This is a genomic window from Pantoea sp. S62 (assembly GCF_016658625.1).
Taxonomy (GTDB): Bacteria; Pseudomonadota; Gammaproteobacteria; order Enterobacterales; family Enterobacteriaceae; genus Pantoea; species Pantoea vagans.
On the sequence record NZ_JACVVI010000006.1, the window covers coordinates 82,310 to 98,966 of the forward strand.

Annotated in this window: 13 protein-coding genes; 7 read left to right on the forward strand and 6 right to left on the reverse strand. The window is 57.4% G+C overall.

Annotated elements, in window-relative coordinates; genetic code table 11:
* Positions 1–28 precede the first annotated feature (28 nt).
* The gene (pckA, locus tag IBT54_RS11155; protein WP_135907570.1) at positions 29–1,648 is read left to right on the forward strand and encodes a phosphoenolpyruvate carboxykinase (ATP); all 1,620 of its coding nucleotides are present in this window, start codon (positions 29–31) and stop codon (positions 1,646–1,648) included.
* 39 nt (positions 1,649–1,687) lie between these two features.
* Here the strand turns inward: pckA and envZ are convergent, their stop codons facing one another.
* Entirely contained in the window at positions 1,688–3,055 is a 1,368-nt protein-coding gene (gene envZ / locus IBT54_RS11160; protein WP_013359293.1) for a two-component system sensor histidine kinase EnvZ, read from the reverse strand.
* Positions 3,052–3,771 (reverse strand): two-component system response regulator OmpR, encoded by a 720-nt coding sequence (gene ompR / locus IBT54_RS11165; protein ID WP_003853014.1) that lies wholly within the window; start codon positions 3,769–3,771, stop codon positions 3,052–3,054. Before ompR ends, envZ begins: the two co-directional genes overlap by 4 nt.
* A 535-nt stretch (positions 3,772–4,306) precedes the next feature.
* On the opposite strand from ompR, the gene yjbE reads away from it, so the two are divergent.
* The 4 genes from yjbE (at position 4,307) to IBT54_RS11185 (ending at position 9,452) form a co-directional block, all read left to right on the forward strand.
* A complete protein-coding gene (gene yjbE, locus IBT54_RS11170; protein ID WP_013359295.1) occupies positions 4,307–4,555 on the forward strand; it encodes an exopolysaccharide production protein YjbE in 249 nt (82 codons plus the stop codon).
* 179 nt (positions 4,556–4,734) lie between these two features.
* A complete protein-coding gene (gene greB, locus IBT54_RS11175) occupies positions 4,735–5,208 on the forward strand; it encodes a transcription elongation factor GreB (protein WP_013359296.1) in 474 nt (157 codons plus the stop codon).
* A 103-nt stretch (positions 5,209–5,311) separates the two neighbouring features.
* Positions 5,312–7,639, forward strand: coding sequence for a Tex family protein (locus IBT54_RS11180; RefSeq protein ID WP_201252165.1), 2,328 nt, complete (start codon positions 5,312–5,314; stop codon positions 7,637–7,639).
* Between the two features lie 127 nt (positions 7,640–7,766).
* Positions 7,767–9,452, forward strand: coding sequence for a sugar phosphorylase (locus tag IBT54_RS11185; RefSeq protein WP_201252166.1), 1,686 nt, complete (start codon positions 7,767–7,769; stop codon positions 9,450–9,452).
* On the opposite strand, the gene IBT54_RS11190 is transcribed toward IBT54_RS11185, so the two are convergent.
* Both IBT54_RS11190 and bioH read right to left on the reverse strand, forming a co-directional pair.
* A complete protein-coding gene (locus IBT54_RS11190) occupies positions 9,453–9,722 on the reverse strand; it encodes a YdgH/BhsA/McbA-like domain containing protein (protein ID WP_003853019.1) in 270 nt (89 codons plus the stop codon).
* A 170-nt stretch (positions 9,723–9,892) separates the two neighbouring features.
* Positions 9,893–10,669: a pimeloyl-ACP methyl ester esterase BioH gene (gene bioH, locus IBT54_RS11195; RefSeq protein WP_147789592.1), complete on the reverse strand. Its 777-nt coding sequence runs from the start codon at positions 10,667–10,669 to the stop codon at positions 9,893–9,895.
* A 34-nt stretch (positions 10,670–10,703) separates the two neighbouring features.
* Here bioH and gntX point away from each other — a divergent pair, with 34 nt between their 5' ends.
* Positions 10,704–11,384: a DNA utilization protein GntX gene (gntX, locus tag IBT54_RS11200; protein ID WP_201252167.1), complete on the forward strand. Its 681-nt coding sequence runs from the start codon at positions 10,704–10,706 to the stop codon at positions 11,382–11,384.
* A gap of 58 nt (positions 11,385–11,442) precedes the next feature.
* Positions 11,443–12,018, forward strand: coding sequence for a Fe-S biogenesis protein NfuA (nfuA, locus tag IBT54_RS11205; RefSeq protein WP_010253194.1), 576 nt, complete (start codon positions 11,443–11,445; stop codon positions 12,016–12,018).
* 35 nt (positions 12,019–12,053) lie between these two features.
* Here the strand turns inward: nfuA and malQ are convergent, their stop codons facing one another.
* Positions 12,054–14,135: a 4-alpha-glucanotransferase gene (malQ, locus tag IBT54_RS11210; protein ID WP_201252168.1), complete on the reverse strand. Its 2,082-nt coding sequence runs from the start codon at positions 14,133–14,135 to the stop codon at positions 12,054–12,056.
* 9 nt (positions 14,136–14,144) lie between these two features.
* Entirely contained in the window at positions 14,145–16,550 is a 2,406-nt protein-coding gene (gene malP / locus IBT54_RS11215; RefSeq protein WP_201252169.1) for a maltodextrin phosphorylase, read from the reverse strand.
* Between the last annotated feature and the right edge of the window lie 107 nt (positions 16,551–16,657).

Genomic DNA, 16,657 nt, shown 5'->3' on the forward strand with positions numbered 1-16,657 from the left:
AACAGACACCGATTTAAGGAGCAGTAAAATGCGCGTTAACGGCCTGACCTCGCAAGACCTTGCCGCTTTGGGCATCGTGGATACCACGGAAGTGGTTTACAACCCTGATTACGACACGCTATTTCAGGAAGAGACGCGCCCGGACCTCGAAGGTTTTGCTCGTGGCACCCTGACGCAGAGCGGCGCGATTGCAGTAGACACCGGGATTTTCACCGGGCGATCGCCAAAGGATAAGTACATTGTGCGTGACGACACCACGCGCGATACCCTGTGGTGGAACGACCAGGGCACCGGCAAAAACGACAATCAGCCTCTGTCACAGGAGACCTGGAACGCGCTGAAAAGCTGCGTTACCCGCCAGCTTTCCGGCAAGCGTCTGTTTGTGGTGGATGCCTTCTGCGGTGCCAATGCCGATTCACGTCTGAGCGTTCGTTTTGTCACCGAGGTGGCCTGGCAGGCGCACTTCGTGAAAAACATGTTTATTCAGCCTACAGACGCTGAGCTGGCCGACTTCACGCCTGATTTTGTGGTGATGAACGGGGCGAAATGCACCAATCCGGACTGGCAGGCGCAGGGTCTGCACTCGGAGAACTTTGTTGCCTTCAATCTGACGGAACGCATGCAGCTGATTGGCGGCACCTGGTACGGTGGCGAGATGAAGAAAGGTCTGTTCGCCATCATGAACTACCTGCTGCCGCTGAAAGGCATCGCCTCAATGCACTGTTCAGCTAACGTCGGTAAAGCAGGTGATGTGGCGGTCTTTTTCGGCCTCTCCGGCACCGGCAAAACCACACTTTCCACCGATCCTGACCGCCAGTTGATCGGCGATGATGAGCACGGCTGGGACGATGATGGCGTGTTTAACTTTGAAGGCGGTTGCTACGCTAAAACCATCAACCTTTCTGAGCAGGCTGAGCCGGAGATCTACCGCGCCATTCGCCGCAATGCGCTGCTGGAAAACGTGGTAGTGCGCGAAGATGGCAGTGTTGATTACGCCGACGGCAGCAAAACAGAGAACACCCGCGTCTCCTATCCGATTAATCACATCGACAATATCGTGCAGCCGGTCTCAAAAGCGGGCCACGCGAAGAAGGTGATTTTCCTGACCGCCGATGCGTTTGGCGTGCTGCCACCGGTTTCACGTCTGACGCCGGAGCAGACGCAGTATCATTTCCTGTCAGGCTTCACCGCCAAACTGGCTGGCACCGAGCGTGGCGTGACGGCACCGACCCCGACCTTCTCCGCCTGTTTTGGCGCGGCATTCCTGACGCTGCATCCGACGCAGTACGCTGAAGTGCTGGTGAAGCGGATGGAGGCGTCCGGTGCGCAGGCTTACCTGGTCAATACCGGCTGGAACGGCAGCGGCAAACGCATCTCACTGAAGAATACCCGCGCCATTATCAATGCAATCCTGGCGGGTGAGCTGGATGATGCACCGACAGAAACGCTGCCAATCTTTAACCTGCAGATGCCGGTTGCGCTGGGCGAGCTGGACAGTAACACGCTCGATCCGCGTCGTAGCTGGGAAAGTGAAGAGAAGTGGACCGCTGCCGCCGAAGGTCTGGCACAGCGCTTTATTGATAACTTCGACAAGTATACAGATAACGCCGCAGGTGCTGCGCTGGTGAAAGCCGGTCCGCAACGCTAAAAGAACCGGCGCGGCAGTGATGCTGCCGCGCCGCGTTTATCAGTTTGAGATGCTGTTACTGCCATTGTTGTGACTCAGCGCCATCGTTTCCACTAACGGCAACCAGGCACGAATACGCAAGCCCCCGCGTTCGCTCTCGCCAATCTCCAGCGAGCCCTGATGGGCATCAATAATCCGCTGTACAATCGCCAGACCGAGACCGGTTCCGCTGGTGCTGCGGGCGCTGTCGCCCCGCACAAACGGCTGGAACAGATGCGCCAGCTGATCCGGCTTGATGCCAGGTCCATCATCTTCCACCTGGAACCAGGCGCGATGCAGTTCCCGTCCGCTGCTGACCTTGATCCAGCCATTGCCGTATCGTGCGGCGTTGACCACCAGGTTAGCCAGCGCGCGCTTAATCGACAGCGGGTTGATATCCAGCATTAACTCTTCCGGCATCACCGCATTTTCGATTTCACGCTCGTAGCCACTTTCCGCCGCAACTACCTCACCCAGCACGCTGTTCAGATCGGCGCGCTCGGTCTGCATCTCCTGACCGGTGCGCAGGTAGTCGATGAACTGTTCGATGATGGCGTTGCACTCTTCGATATCTTTGTTAATCGATTCGGCCAGATAGCCATCCTGCTCGCTCATCATCTCGGTGGCGAGACGAATACGGGTCAGCGGCGTACGCAAATCGTGGCTGACGCCCGCCATTAACAGCGTGCGGTCATCCGCCAGCTGCTTCACCCCGGCCGCCATCTGATTAAAGGCACGCGTTACCGATCGCACTTCTGACGCGCCATACTCACGCAGCGGCGGCGGAATAATCCCGCGTCCCACCTGCAGAGCGGCGTGCTCCAGATCCACCAGGGGTCGGTTCTGAATGCGGATAAACAGCCAGGCACCGCCAATCGCCAGCAGCATAATCGCCAGGGTATAGCGGAACAGCGGCGAGAAGTCGCCCTGATGAATCTCTGTCAGCGGCACCCGCACCCAGATATCGGGCGACAGCCAGGTTTTCAGCCAGACCACCGGAGAGTTTTTGTTCACCTCAACCCGGACATCGGTCGGACCGCCGAGCTGCTGCCCCATCTGCTCGCTCAGGAACTCATAGTGCTGCGCCCAACGCAATCCGCTCTCCTCTGCTGCTGCATTGGTGTAGAGCGAGATCCCCAGTTCGCGGTAGATTTCCCGGCGAAACGCCGGGGGCACTTCCAGCTGCGTGCCATCTTCCAGCTGCAACCGGTCGGTCATCAGCATACGAACTTCGTAAGCGAGCACCTTATTGAACTGTTGCAGGCTGGGAAGAATGGCGAAGTTCAGCACCACCAGATAGGTCGTGACCAGGCTGACGAACAGCAGGGTAACGATCAGCAGCAGGGTGCGGGCAAACGAACTCCGTGGCGAGAAGCGCAGTCGCTTCATGCTTTACTGCCGTCCGGCACAAAGACATAGCCCAGACCCCAGACGGTCTGAATATAACGCGGATGCGCAGGATCCTCTTCCACCATGCGACGCAGGCGGGAGATCTGGACGTCGATCGAACGTTCCATGGCACTGTATTCACGGCCACGCGCCAGGTTCATCAGCTTGTCACGGGACAGCGGCTCACGCGGGTGGCTTACCAGCGCTTTCAGCACGGCAAACTCACCGCTGGTCAGCGGCATCGGCTCATCTTCACGGAACATCTCGCGGGTGCCGAGGTTAAGTTTGAATTTACCGAAGGCGATAATCGCCTCTTCCTGCGACGGTGCGCCTGGCAGTTCGTTGGCCTGACGGCGCAGCACCGCGCGGATACGCGCCAGCAGCTCACGCGGGTTGAAAGGCTTGGGAATGTAGTCGTCAGCGCCGATCTCCAGCCCCACGATACGGTCCACCTCTTCGCCCTTGGCGGTCACCATGATAATGGGCATCGGGTTGCTCTGACTGCGCAGACGACGGCAGATAGAGAGGCCATCTTCGCCCGGCAACATCAGATCGAGCACCATCAGATGAAAGGATTCACGGGTTAACAGACGATCCATCTGCTCGGCATTAGCGACACTGCGCACCTGAAAGCCCTGCTCGGTGAGATAGCGTTCAAGCAGTGCACGCAGACGCATATCATCATCGACGACCAGAATTTTGTAGTTCTCTTGCATTTTCAACTCCCAAAGGCGCTATTGCCTGAGCCAACATTGTTAAAAAAAGATGCCTTATAGTGACAGTCATTAATGGTTTATATTCTAGCCAAAATTGTTACAAAGCATATTAAACAGGAGCTTATATTTGAATTAAGGTGATTTCGGGCCTGTTTTAACCCATTTGCCCCTGCCCGGCCCCTGATACGGCAAATCTGAAAAAAAGGCCCTGTTTCTCTGTATCGCTGGCGTCAGAAGCGAGCCAGTTTTTAATCAATGAATCAATTCAGTGAGTTAGCAGATAATTTGACTTAATGATCAGCCATCATTGTAGATAAGCTCCAGATAATCTACCTCAACAGCGAAGCGGCAGCATAATATTCCAGTAAACCTGCGTAACGCCCCACGCTCCTCTCGGATTAGTTTCAGCGGTCCTCTCAGCAAGGCCAGTTTAAATTAAAGCCCTTTAAATCAATCAGTAAAGCCAACTTTTCGCCCCTCTCGTTTTGAACCAGACTGCTCTGGCAACATTCGATGTCTCAACGGGGAATACACAATGAAAAAAACAATTTTACTGCTGAGCGCGCTGGCATTAGGCAGCGTCAGCCCAGGTTATGCTGCCACAGCAACCGGTGAAGCCGCCGGTGCAGCAGCGACAACGACTGCAAAAGGTAACTCTGACGCCATCGGTGTGGGTGCAGTCGCAGCCCTGCTGGGCGTTGCGCTGGCCACCATGGGCGGCGGCGGCGGTGACGGTCACAGCACCGGCACCTCGACCACCACGGCGACTCACGCCGGAAAATAAGTTTAAGCATCTACTGGCTTCAGATTACTGGTTTGATTTTGAATCACAGCACCAACCCTTTCGCCGCCGGGGAAATCAACGTGGGTTTTTAGCCTTTAAAAACCCTTTCCCCGACTCTTTTTTGCCGCGCCCTCTTTGCCTTACACTGTCGCTCCTGAGATCACTGTGGCCGGTATAGCATGAAAACCCGACTTATTACCCGCGAAGGCTTCGATAAGCTGAAAGCGGAACTCGACTATTTATGGCGTGAAGAGCGACCGGAAGTGACGAAAAAAGTCACCTGGGCTGCCAGTCTTGGCGATCGCAGTGAAAATGCCGATTATCAGTACAACAAAAAACGGCTGCGTGAAATTGACCGCCGCGTTCGCTATCTGACCAAAAGTCTTGAACAGCTGCGTATTGTTGACTATTCCCCCCAGCAGGATGGCAAAGTCTTCTTTGGTGCCTGGGTAGAAATTGAAAACGATGAGGGCGACCTCAAACGCTTCCGCATTGTGGGCTACGATGAGATTTTTGGCCGCAAAGATTACATCTCAATCGACTCGCCGATGGCGCGGGCGCTGCTGAAAAAAGAGGTCGGCGATGCCGCCACCGTTGAGACGCCACTGGGTCCGGCACTGTGGTATGTCAACGCGATTGACTACCCGCAATAACGATTCAGATTATCGCTGAAAGCCGCCCGCGTCTCTGGCAATTTTGACCATCAATCCGTATAACTGTCGGCTATTTCTCAACCCGGAAAGCAAGACAGTCCTGATGATGAAAGTTCTGAGCCAGATAATTGCCAGTGAGCTACAGGCGCGACCAGAGCAGGTTGATGCCGCCGTTCGCCTGTTAGATGAAGGGAATACCGTGCCGTTTATCGCACGCTATCGTAAAGAGGTCACCGGCGGCCTGGATGATACCCAACTCCGCCAGCTGGAAACCCGCCTCAGCTATCTGCGTGAACTTGAAGAGCGACGCCAGTCGATTCTGAAGTCGATTGACGATCAGGGAAAACTGACTGACGACCTCGCCCGCGCCATCAATACCACCCTCAGCAAAACCGAGCTTGAAGACCTCTACCTGCCCTACAAACAGAAACGCCGCACGCGTGGACAGATCGCGATTGAAGCCGGTCTGGAACCGCTGGCGGACACACTGTGGCAGGATCCGTCGCACATCCCTGAGCAGCTGGCGGAGCAGTATGTCGATGCTGATAAAGGCGTCGCCGATGTCCGTGCCGCGCTGGATGGTGCCCGCTACATTCTGATGGAGCGTTTCGCCGAGGATGCCGCGCTGCTGGCCAAAGTGCGTAACTACCTGTGGAAAAATGCCCACCTGGTCTCACGCGTGGTGGAAGGCAAAGAGGAAGCGGGCGCGAAGTTCCGTGACTACTTTGATCATCATGAAGCGCTGAGCACCGTACCGTCGCATCGTGCGCTGGCAATGCTGCGTGGCCGCAACGAAGGCGTGCTGCAACTCTCGCTCAATGCCGATCCGCAGTTCGACGAAGCACCGCGTGAAAGCCACGGCGAAACCCTGATTGCTGAACACCTGAACCTGCGCCTCAATAACGCCCCTGCCGACAGCTGGCGTAAAGCCGTCGTGAGCTGGACGTGGCGCATCAAGGTGATGCTGCATCTGGAAACCGAACTGATGGGTACGGTGCGCGAACGCGCAGAAGATGAAGCGATTAACGTCTTTGCCCGCAACCTGCACGACCTGCTGATGGCAGCCCCGGCGGGCATGCGTGCCACCATGGGACTGGATCCCGGCCTGCGTACCGGCGTTAAGGTCGCTGTGGTCGATGCCACCGGCAAAGTCGTGGCGACCGATACCGTTTATCCGCACACCGGCCAGACCGCCAAAGCCGCTGCCGCTGTTGCCGCGCTCTGCATTAAGCATCAGGTCGAGCTGGTGGCGATTGGCAATGGCACTGCTTCCCGTGAAACCGAGCGTTTCTTCCTGGATCTGCAGCAGCAGTTCCCGCAGGTCACGGCACAGAAAGTGATTGTCAGCGAAGCTGGCGCATCGGTCTACTCAGCCTCTGAACTGGCGGCGCTGGAATTCCCGGATCTCGATGTTTCGCTGCGCGGCGCGGTGTCGATTGCCCGCCGTCTGCAGGATCCGCTGGCCGAGCTGGTGAAAATCGATCCGAAATCAATCGGTGTCGGCCAGTATCAGCATGATGTCAGCCAGAGCCAGCTGGCGAAGAAACTCGACGCTGTGGTCGAGGATTGCGTGAACGCCGTCGGCGTTGACCTGAATACCGCCTCGGTGCCGCTGCTGACCCGCGTCGCGGGCCTGACGCGCATGATGGCGCAGAACATTGTCGGCTGGCGTGATGAGAATGGCCGCTTCCAGAATCGCCAGCAGCTGCTGAAAGTGAGCCGTCTTGGGCCAAAAGCCTTTGAGCAGTGTGCGGGCTTCCTGCGCATTAACCACGGCGACAACCCGCTGGATGCTTCGACCGTCCACCCGGAAGCTTACCCGGTCGTGGAGCGAATTCTGGCCGCCACCGAGCAGGCACTGAGCGATCTGATGGGCAACGCGGGCAGCCTGCGTAATCTCAGCGCCCGCGATTTCATTGATGAACGTTTTGGTCTGCCGACCGTTACCGACATCATGAAAGAGCTGGAGAAGCCGGGCCGCGATCCCCGTCCTGAGTTCAAAACCGCGCAGTTCGCGGAAGGCGTGGAAACGCTGAACGATCTGACGCCGGGCATGATCCTCGAAGGTGCTGTCACCAACGTCACTAACTTCGGTGCGTTTGTGGATATCGGCGTGCATCAGGATGGCCTGGTCCATATCTCGTCGCTTTCTGACCGCTTTGTGGAAGATCCACATCAGGTGGTGAAAGCGGGTGATATCGTCAAAGTGAAAGTGATGGAAGTCGATCTCCAGCGTAAACGTATTGCCCTGACCATGCGTCTTGATGAGCAGCCAGGCGAAGGCAATGCACGTGGCGGCGCGAAGCATGCCGCCCCACGCGAAGAGAAACGTCCGGCCGCCGGTAAAGGCCGTCCACGTCCGGTCAGCACGTCTGCGGGTAACAGCGCGATGGGTGATGCACTGGCCGCGGCATTCGGTAAAAAACGCTAAGCTTTTCAGGGGGCCATCATCTGGCCCCCTTTCACACCCTTCTCCCCGGTTGAAAATCCCCGCCATCGCGCTACGCTGAAAAGACGCCTGTCATAAAAACAACACCTGCTGTGGCACCCAATTCACAATGGAAACGATCACCGATCTGATTGAGAAGATTTATGCTGGCACATTCCCGGAGGCGACCTTTGCGCGCCTGCAGGCTGACATCGCTACCGCCCGCGAGGCGATTAAGCTGCCCCGTAAGGCACACTGGGATGAACAGGATGTGGTGCTGATCACCTACGCCGATCAGTTTCGTGAAGCCGGTAAACCCACGCTCAGCACCTTTTCCCGTTTCTATCAGCAGCATCTGCATTCCACGTTTCCGCTGGTCCACCTGCTGCCCTTTTTCCCCTGGTCGTCCGATGACGGCTTTTCGGTGATTGATTACCACCAGGTCGATCCGCAGTGCGGCGACTGGCAGGACATTGCGCGCCTGCATCAGGAAACCCGGCTGATGTTTGACTTCGTCTGCAACCACATGTCGTCGCAGAGCGCCTGGTTCCGCCACTTTCTGGCGCAGGATCCTGGCTGGGACGATTTCTTTATCAGCATGCCGCCCGCCACCGATCTCAGTGCCGTCACGCGACCGCGCACCTCGCCGCTGCTGACGCCGTTTAAGATGGCCGATGGCGATACCCGCTTTATCTGGACCACCTTCAGCGCCGACCAGATCGACCTTAATTTTGCCAATCCTGAGGTGTTGCTGCGCATGGTCAACGTGCTGCTCGACTACCTGATCCGTGGCGCTGACTATGTACGTCTCGATGCGGTCGGCTATATGTGGAAAACGCCCGGCACGCGCTGTATTCATCTGGAAAAAACCCATCAGCTGGTGAAGCTGTTTCGCGCCATTGCCGACCATGTCGCGCCTGGGACGGTGATTATCACCGAAACCAACGTGCCGCATCAGGACAACATCAGTTATCTGGGCAACGGGCACGATGAGGCGCAGATGGTCTATCAGTTTTCACTGCCGCCGCTGGTCCTGCACGCCATTCATACCGGATCGGCGCGCGCGCTGCGGCAGTGGGCCAGTTCGCTGGATCTCAGCAGCAACGACACCACCTTCTTCAATTTTCTGGCATCCCACGATGGTATCGGGCTGAATCCGGCACGCGGCATTTTGTCGGAGGTGGAGATTGTGGCGCTGGTGCGCGATCTGGCGCTGGAAGGCGCGCTGGTCTCCTATAAAAACAACCCCGACGGCACCACCAGCCCCTATGAAATCAACGTCACCTATCTGGATGCGTTAAATAGCGAAGCTGACGATGACGCCACGCGGCTGAAACGCTTTTTGCTGGCCCATGCGATTCTGCTGGTCTTTCCTGGCGTGCCGGCTATCTATATCCAGAGCATTCTGGGCGGCCGTAACCATTATGATGGCGTACGCGCAGCCGGGCACAACCGGGCGATTAATCGGCAGAAGTATGATTTGCAGCAGATTGAGGCGGCGCTGGCGGGCGATGACTGGCTGCGTCAGCAGGTTTATACCCGTCTTGGCCAGCTGATTCAGTTACGACGTCGCCAGCCTGCGTTTCATCCTGATAATCCGATGACGATCTATGACAGCGAAAATGCCGTGCTGGTGCTCAGCCGTCATCAGCCAGAGAGCGGCGACGGACTGCTGTGCGTGTTTAATCTCAGTGGACGGTCAGTGATGACGCAACTGCCGGTGGCGCATACGTTGCAGGATGTGGTGAGCGGAGAGAAAATTGATGGCACCCAGCCGGTTAAGCTGGATGCCTGGCAGTTCATGTGGCTACGTTAATTACTTGTAGACTTCAGCGGTGGCGCTGAATTTACCGTGTTCGCGACCGGCGATCACCAGGTAATATTTACCGCCTTTTTCGTCAGCGAGCTTAGACAGCACTTTTTTAGCATCCATTGGCGAGGTGGTTTCCGCCGTGGTGTTAACGGTGCCAATCTTCTGCAGGTTCATTGTCTTAACTTCTTCTTTGGTGACTTCTTTCGCTGCCATAGCAGAAAATGAAATCGCGCCCATCATCATTGAAGCCACAACCCATTTAAAAACCTTCATTATGTTTACCCTCATTCATGATCCATTGTGAGATGTAAGCAGCCGCTAAACGCGTAAGGCAGTATGGAACGGCATAGTCATTTCCGTGACTAATCACATAAAATTGCAGCGGCCTTGCTCACAGAGAGAAGTATTGCTGCTGTCAGCGATTTTGCCAATATAAAGCAGCACTATCCTGATAAATTACTGATAAAGTTAACAATATGCTGACAGAAGTTGTCAGGATGGGAAATAAAAGGTGCATGCGCTGCTTTTTCGATAACCACCGAAGGCGAATCTGGCAACATTTCATCTATCTCAGCGGCTATCCGGCGCGGCACCAGTCCATCCAGCGCCCCGTAGAGTCGCAGGAACGGCAGCCTGATCTGCGGTAGCGCGTCGCGCAGATCGACCTGGCGCAGAATCTCCAGACCGCCATCCAGTACCGCCACCTCCGGCATCGGTTGTGACAGCACCACCTCTTTCAGCTGTCGAGCATCGGCACGCGCGGTTTCAGTGCCCAGCGTCTGCAGCGCCAGAAAGCGCTCTACCGTGCGCTGAAAATCGTTGCTGAGCATCTGCTGAAAGTTCTGCAGCGTCTCCGGTTTAATGCCGGGCCAGCGCTCTGTGGCGGTGAAACAGGGCGACGACGCCACGGTAATCAGTGCAGCCAGCTTTTCTGGCGCTGTCAGCGCCAGCTGCGTTGCCACCAGTCCGCCCAGCGACCAGCCCACGACTATCGCCTGCGGTGGCAGCAAAGGCAGTAGCTCTTCTGCCATCTGCGCCAGCGTCAGTGCACCAAAATCACCGCTCCGGCCATAACCCGGCAGATCGACCAGATGCAGGCGATAGTGCGGGCTGAGTCGCGGAATAATGCTTTGCCAGACTTCGGCATTCAGTCCCCATCCGTGCAGCAGCACAAGATCGCGTTTTCCTTCCCCGCAGGTGTGCCAGTAGAGCGACGTCATCAGTTACTATCCCGAAATTGATAAGGAGATCGCTATGCTAGCAATGCCCGCCCTGTGTTGGCTATGCCGGATGCCGTTACGGATAGCCCGGCACGGCATCTGCAGTTTATGCCTGCGCGGATTACCGCCGTTGCCATTGCTCTGCCCACGCTGCGGATTACCGGCAGGCTCAGCAAAGGTCGCCTGTGGTCGCTGCCAGCTTAAACCGCCTGCCTGGCAGGCGCTGGTCTGCGTCAATGACTACTGTCCGCCGTTCAGCCGGTGGGTTAATCAGCTGAAGTTTTCTCACATAACCGCACTCAGGGTGATGCTGGCGCGGCTGCTTTTGCTAAGCTGGCTGAATGTTTACCGGCGTGGCACGGTGCCGCGTCCCGATCTGCTGCTGCCGGTTCCGCTGCACCGGCGGCGACGCTGGCAGCGCGGCTTCAATCAGACGGTACTGCTGGCCGCTCCGCTGGCGCACTGGCTGGGATGTGAATGGCGTGAAGGTGTTTCCCGCAGGCGCAGGGGCGCATTACAGCATCAGCTCAGCGCCCGGCAGCGCCGCACCAACTTACGCGGTGCCTTCCGCCTTGAAATGGCGGTGCAGGGACGCCATATCGCCCTGCTGGATGACGTCATTACGACCGGCAGTACCGTAGATGAAATCAGTCGTCTGTTACTGGCGCAGGGTGCCGCCAGCGTGCAGGTCTGGTGCCTGTGCCGTACCTTGTAGAGCGTCATTGATGGGCGTATTATAACCAACTAAATTAGTCAACTATTGAGCAATCGACATGATCCGAATTACTGACTCTGCCCAGGAACATTTTTCTAAACTGCTATCCAAACAAGAAGATGGCACCCAGATTCGCGTATTCGTGATTAACCCGGGTACGCCAACAGCCGAGTGTGGCGTCTCTTACTGTCCGCCCGATGCAGTTGAAGCTACTGACACCGAACTGAAGTTCGAAAAGCTCTCTGCCTACGTTGATGAGCTGAGCAAGCCGTATCTGGAAGATGCCGAAATCGACTTCGTTACCGACAATCTCGGTTCACAGCTGACGCTGAAAGCGCCGAATGCCAAAATGCGTAAAGTCTCTGATGATGCGCCCATGGTTGAGCGCGTTGAGTATCTGCTGCAGGCGCAGATCAACCCACAGCTGGCTGGCCACGGCGGTCGCGTGTCGCTGATGGAGATCACCGATGAAGGTTACGCCATCCTGCAGTTTGGCGGCGGCTGTAACGGCTGTTCGATGATCGACGTGACCCTGAAAGATGGTATTGAGAAAGAGCTGCTGGCCGCCTTCCCGGAACTGAAAGGCGTGCGCGATATTACCGAGCATCAGCGCGGCGAACACTCGTTCTACTGATGATAAAGCGCGGCAGCCCGGCTGCCGCGCCCTTCTTACTTCTCTTTCTTTCCTGACTGACGCTGCTGACTCACGACCTTCAGTAACGCATTCACTTCCTTGTCCGCAAAAATCTCCTCCAGCGTTTTGCTCAGCTTGCGTCGCCAGTTAGGGTACTGATCCACCGTACCCGGCACGTTAACCGGCGTGGTCATTCCGAGCCAGTCCTCCGGTTGTAGCCCCAGCAGCGCACTGTCGGTATCCGCCAGGAAGCGATGGATCGCCCGGTTCAGCGCAGGCGTCATAGCCAGCTTCTCCGCCTTCTTCTGGCTGCGAGCCGGTAAGGCACCCGCCTGATGCAGCGCATCCAGCAGCGCCTGCTTCTGTGCGGCACGCTGCTCATGTAACGCTTTTACCGCATCGCCCGGATAAAGACCCAGCTTCTCGCCCAGTTCCAGATCGCCCTGCTCCCAGAAGCCGGTCAGCGTCGGCAGATCATGGGTACTGGCGCTGGCGATAGACTGACGTGGATAGTCTTCAGGGGCGCGATAGCGCTCATCTTTCTCCTGCTCAAACCACAGCACCTTCCATGAAAAGACGCCGCTTTTACGCAGCAGGCTGACGATCTCCTGAGGCACGGTGCCAAGGTCTTCGCCAATCACCATACAGCGCAGCCGGTGGCTCTCCAGCGCCAGAATAGCCAGCAGATCGTTGACCGGATAGGCCACATAAGCACCTTTATCCGCCGTCTCTCCGGTTGGCACCCACCACAGACGCAGCAGCGACATCACATGGTCGATACGCAGCGCGCCACAGTCACGCATATTGGCGCGCAGCATGTCGATAAATGGCTGATAGGCGCGCGCCTGCATCACATGCGGATCCATCGGCGGTAAGCCCCAGTTTTGTCCCAGCGGTCCCAGACGGTCAGGCGGTGCGCCCACCGAGGCCTTGAGGCGATAAAGCTCCGGGTCGTGCCAGGTCTCCGCACTGCCTTCCGCCACGCCCACCGCCAGGTCACGGTAGAGACCGACGCTCATGCCCAGCGCCTGACTGTGCGCCCAGCAGCCTGAGAACTGCTGCTGCGCCAGCCATTGCAGCCACTGCCAGAAGGCGATCTCCTGTTCTTGCTGTTCACACCACTGCTGCACTTCCGGCGACTGACTGTTGCGCCACGCCTCTGGCCAGGCAGGCCAGCCGCCCTGCTGCGACTTGTCTGCCTGCCGCTCCAGCTGTATGCCATCGTAGGCAGCCTGATAGCGCAGGCTGTCACCGCCGTCACGCACAAAAGCAGCAAAGGAGAGAGGCTCTTCGCTCTGGCTGTCACGCGCCTGAAAGTGTGTCCAGGCATGGCGCAGCGCCGCCAGCTTCAGCGCCATCACGGCTTCGTAGTCAACCTGCTCCGCCTCACGTGCTTTGGTCAGCGCCTTCTGTGTTTTCGCGCTTTTCCACCATTTCTGCGCCGCCGCGCTTTGCTGAAAATCGGTCACCTGACTGACGTCGATATAGATTAAGTTCAGCCAGCGGCGCGATGACGGACTATACGGGCTGGCAAAACCGGCGCTGGCGGGATAGAGCGCATGCAGCGGATTCAGCCCGACGAAATCGCCGCCGCGTTCAGCCAGCTGCACCAGCAGTTGATCGAGATCGCCGAAGTCGCCGATGCCCCAGTTCTGTTCAGAGCGCACGGTATAAAGCTGAACCAGTGCACCCCAGCGTTTTTCTCCGGCCTCCAGCGCCGGAGGCAGATAGCAGCGGCGCGGTGCGACGATAACCCGCGTCTGCCAGCTTTTCTTTCCTTTAGTGAGCGTCAGCTGGTGATAACCCTGGGTCAACGGTCCCGGCAGCGTAAAAGGCTCCCCGGCGGTTAACTCACCGCTGTGCTGTTTGCCCTTTTCAGTCTGCAATTGCCAGCTGTAAGTGCCACTGCCCTGAGCCGTCAGCTGTCGCTTACTGCTGCCGCTGAACACCGCGACCGGCGGCAGCGGGGATTTACTGGCCTTCTGCGGTTCTGCCATCACCGCCAGCAGTGCGCGTTTGGTCTCATCGCTGACAGCCTCTTTCCTGCCGTTGACGTCGATGTAATCCAGTGAAATGCCTGCGGCACGGGCGGCCTGATCGAGGGAATTTTGCTTCATTGCTGCTCCTTAGCGCGGTGCCTGCCAGATACGTTGCTGATAGTCACGAATGGAACGGTCCGAACTGAACATGCCGGTTCGTGCCGTATTGAGGATGGCGGCGCGGGTCCAGCCTTCGGGGTCACGCCATAGCGCTTCCACCCGTTGCTGCGCCTCGATATAGGCCTGGAAATCGGCCAGCACCAGCCAGGGATCGCCGTGTTTCGTCAGGCTCTCCAGCATCAGGTCAAAGGCGTGCTTATCCCCGTCGCTGAATTTGCCCTTCTCCAGCGATTTCAGTAAATCGTCCAGCGGCTTGTTCTGCTTACGCACCTTTTTCGGGTTGTAGCCTTTTGCCTTGAGCGCCTTCACCTCATCCACGGTGTGACCGAAGATAAAGATGTTCTCCTCGCCCACCTGTTCGGCAATTTCGACATTAGCTCCATCCAGCGTGCCAATCGTCAGCGCACCGTTCAGCGCCAGCTTCATGTTGCCGGTGCCGGAGGCTTCATAACCGGCGGTGGAGATCTGCTCAGAGAGATCCGCTGCCGGGATCATCTGCTCGGCCACGGTGATACGGTAGTCGGGGATAAACACCACTTTGAGTCTGTCGCCAACCCGCGGATCGTTGTTCACCACCTCCGCCACTTTGTTAATGGCGTAGATGATATTTTTGGCGAGGTAGTAACCCGGCGCGGCCTTAGCCCCGAACAGGAATACCCGTGGTGTAAAGGTGACATCTTCCGGTTTATTACAGAGCGTCTGATAGCAGTAGAGGATATGCAGCAGGCTGAGATGCTGGCGCTTGTACTCATGCAGACGCTTGATCTGCACATCGAACAGCGCAGCCGGATTCACGATGATGCCGGTGTGCCGCGCGATATACTCTGTAAGCTGCGCTTTGTTCTGCTGTTTGATGCTGCGATAGCGCTGACGAAACGCCTGATCGTCGGCATAAGCCTCCAGACCGATCAATGCATCAAGGTTATTGGCCCACTCGGTTTTCAGCGTCTCATCAATCAGACCGGCCAGCGCCGGGTTACACTGCTTCAGCCAGCGACGCGGCGTAATGCCGTTGGTGACGTTATGGAATTTTTGCGGCCAGAGCTGGTGATACTCCGGGAAGAGATCGCTGACCACCAGACGGGAGTGCAGCGCCGCCACGCCGTTGACCGCAAAGCCGCTGACGACGCAGAGATTGGCCATCCGCACCTGACCGTCAGCCACCACCGCCAGCTTGTGCCACATCGCTTTGTCATCCGGCCAGCGCTGCTTCACCTGCTTCTTCAGTCGCTGATTAATCTCTTTAATAATCAGCATGTGGCGCGGCAACAGGCTGCGCATCAGCTTCTCATCCCAACGCTCCAGCGCCTCCGGCATCAGCGTGTGGTTGGTGTAAGCAAACAACCGGCTGGTGATCTGCCATGCTTCATCCCAGCTCAGCTGATGCTCATCCAGCAGCACGCGCAGCATCTCCGGAATGGCAATGGTCGGATGGGTATCATTGAGCTGGATCACTTCGAAATCCGGCAGGCTGTGAATGCTGCGCCCCGCCAGATGGTGACGGCGCAGAATATCGGCCACCGCACAGGCGCACTGGAAATATTGCTGCATCAGGCGCAGCCGCTTGCCAGCCTGATGGTTGTCATTGGGATAAAGAACCTTGGTGAGCTTTGCCGCTTCGATACCGGGCTGCTCCGCCTGCAGGAAGTGGCCGTCATTAAAGGCGGTGAGATCAAACGGATGCGCGCTCACTGCCTGCCACAGGCGCAGCGGCAGCGTCACGCCGTTGCGGTAGCCGGTGACCGGCAAATCCCAGGCCTCACCGCGCAGCGTAAAATCGGGATGCCAGCGTACACCGCCGTTTTCCAGTTTTTCTACCCGACCGCCCATCGCGACGTCAACATCCAGCGCCGCGTTGTGACGGAACCAGGGATAGCGTTCGCGCTGCCAGTCATCGGGCGCTTCAATCTGCTTACCCTCGTCAAAAGACTGGCGGAACAGGCCGTACTGGTAATTCAGTCCATGGCCGGTGGCGGACTGCCCTACCGTTGCCATTGAATCCATGTAGCAGGCGGCCAGCCGTCCCAGCCCGCCGTTGCCGAGCGCCGGATCGACCTCCTGCTCCAGCAGTTCGGTTAAATCGAGCTGCTGCTCAGCCAGCGCCGCTTTAACCTCGTCATACCAGCCGAGATTCAGCAGGTTGTTGCCGGTCAGACGGCCTATCAGAAACTCCATCGACAGATAATTAACGTGACGCTGCTGCACCGCCGGACGCGGTGCCGGTTGGGCGGCCAGCAGTTCGGCCAGCGCCGCGCTCACCGCCTGCCACGCCTGGTGCGGGGTCATCTGCTGTGCGGAGAGGAGACTTAACTGCTGCCACTGGCGGGTCAATGCGGCGTTAAAACGGGCTTTATTAAATTTTTGCTGCGGCATATCACTCCCTTCTGTTACGCAATGAGGTGAAGCAAAAATAGAAAGCGCACGGGCTGGCAACCGGGTGCCAGCAACCGTTAAGTAAAGACGTGAGTGAGGAAAAAAGC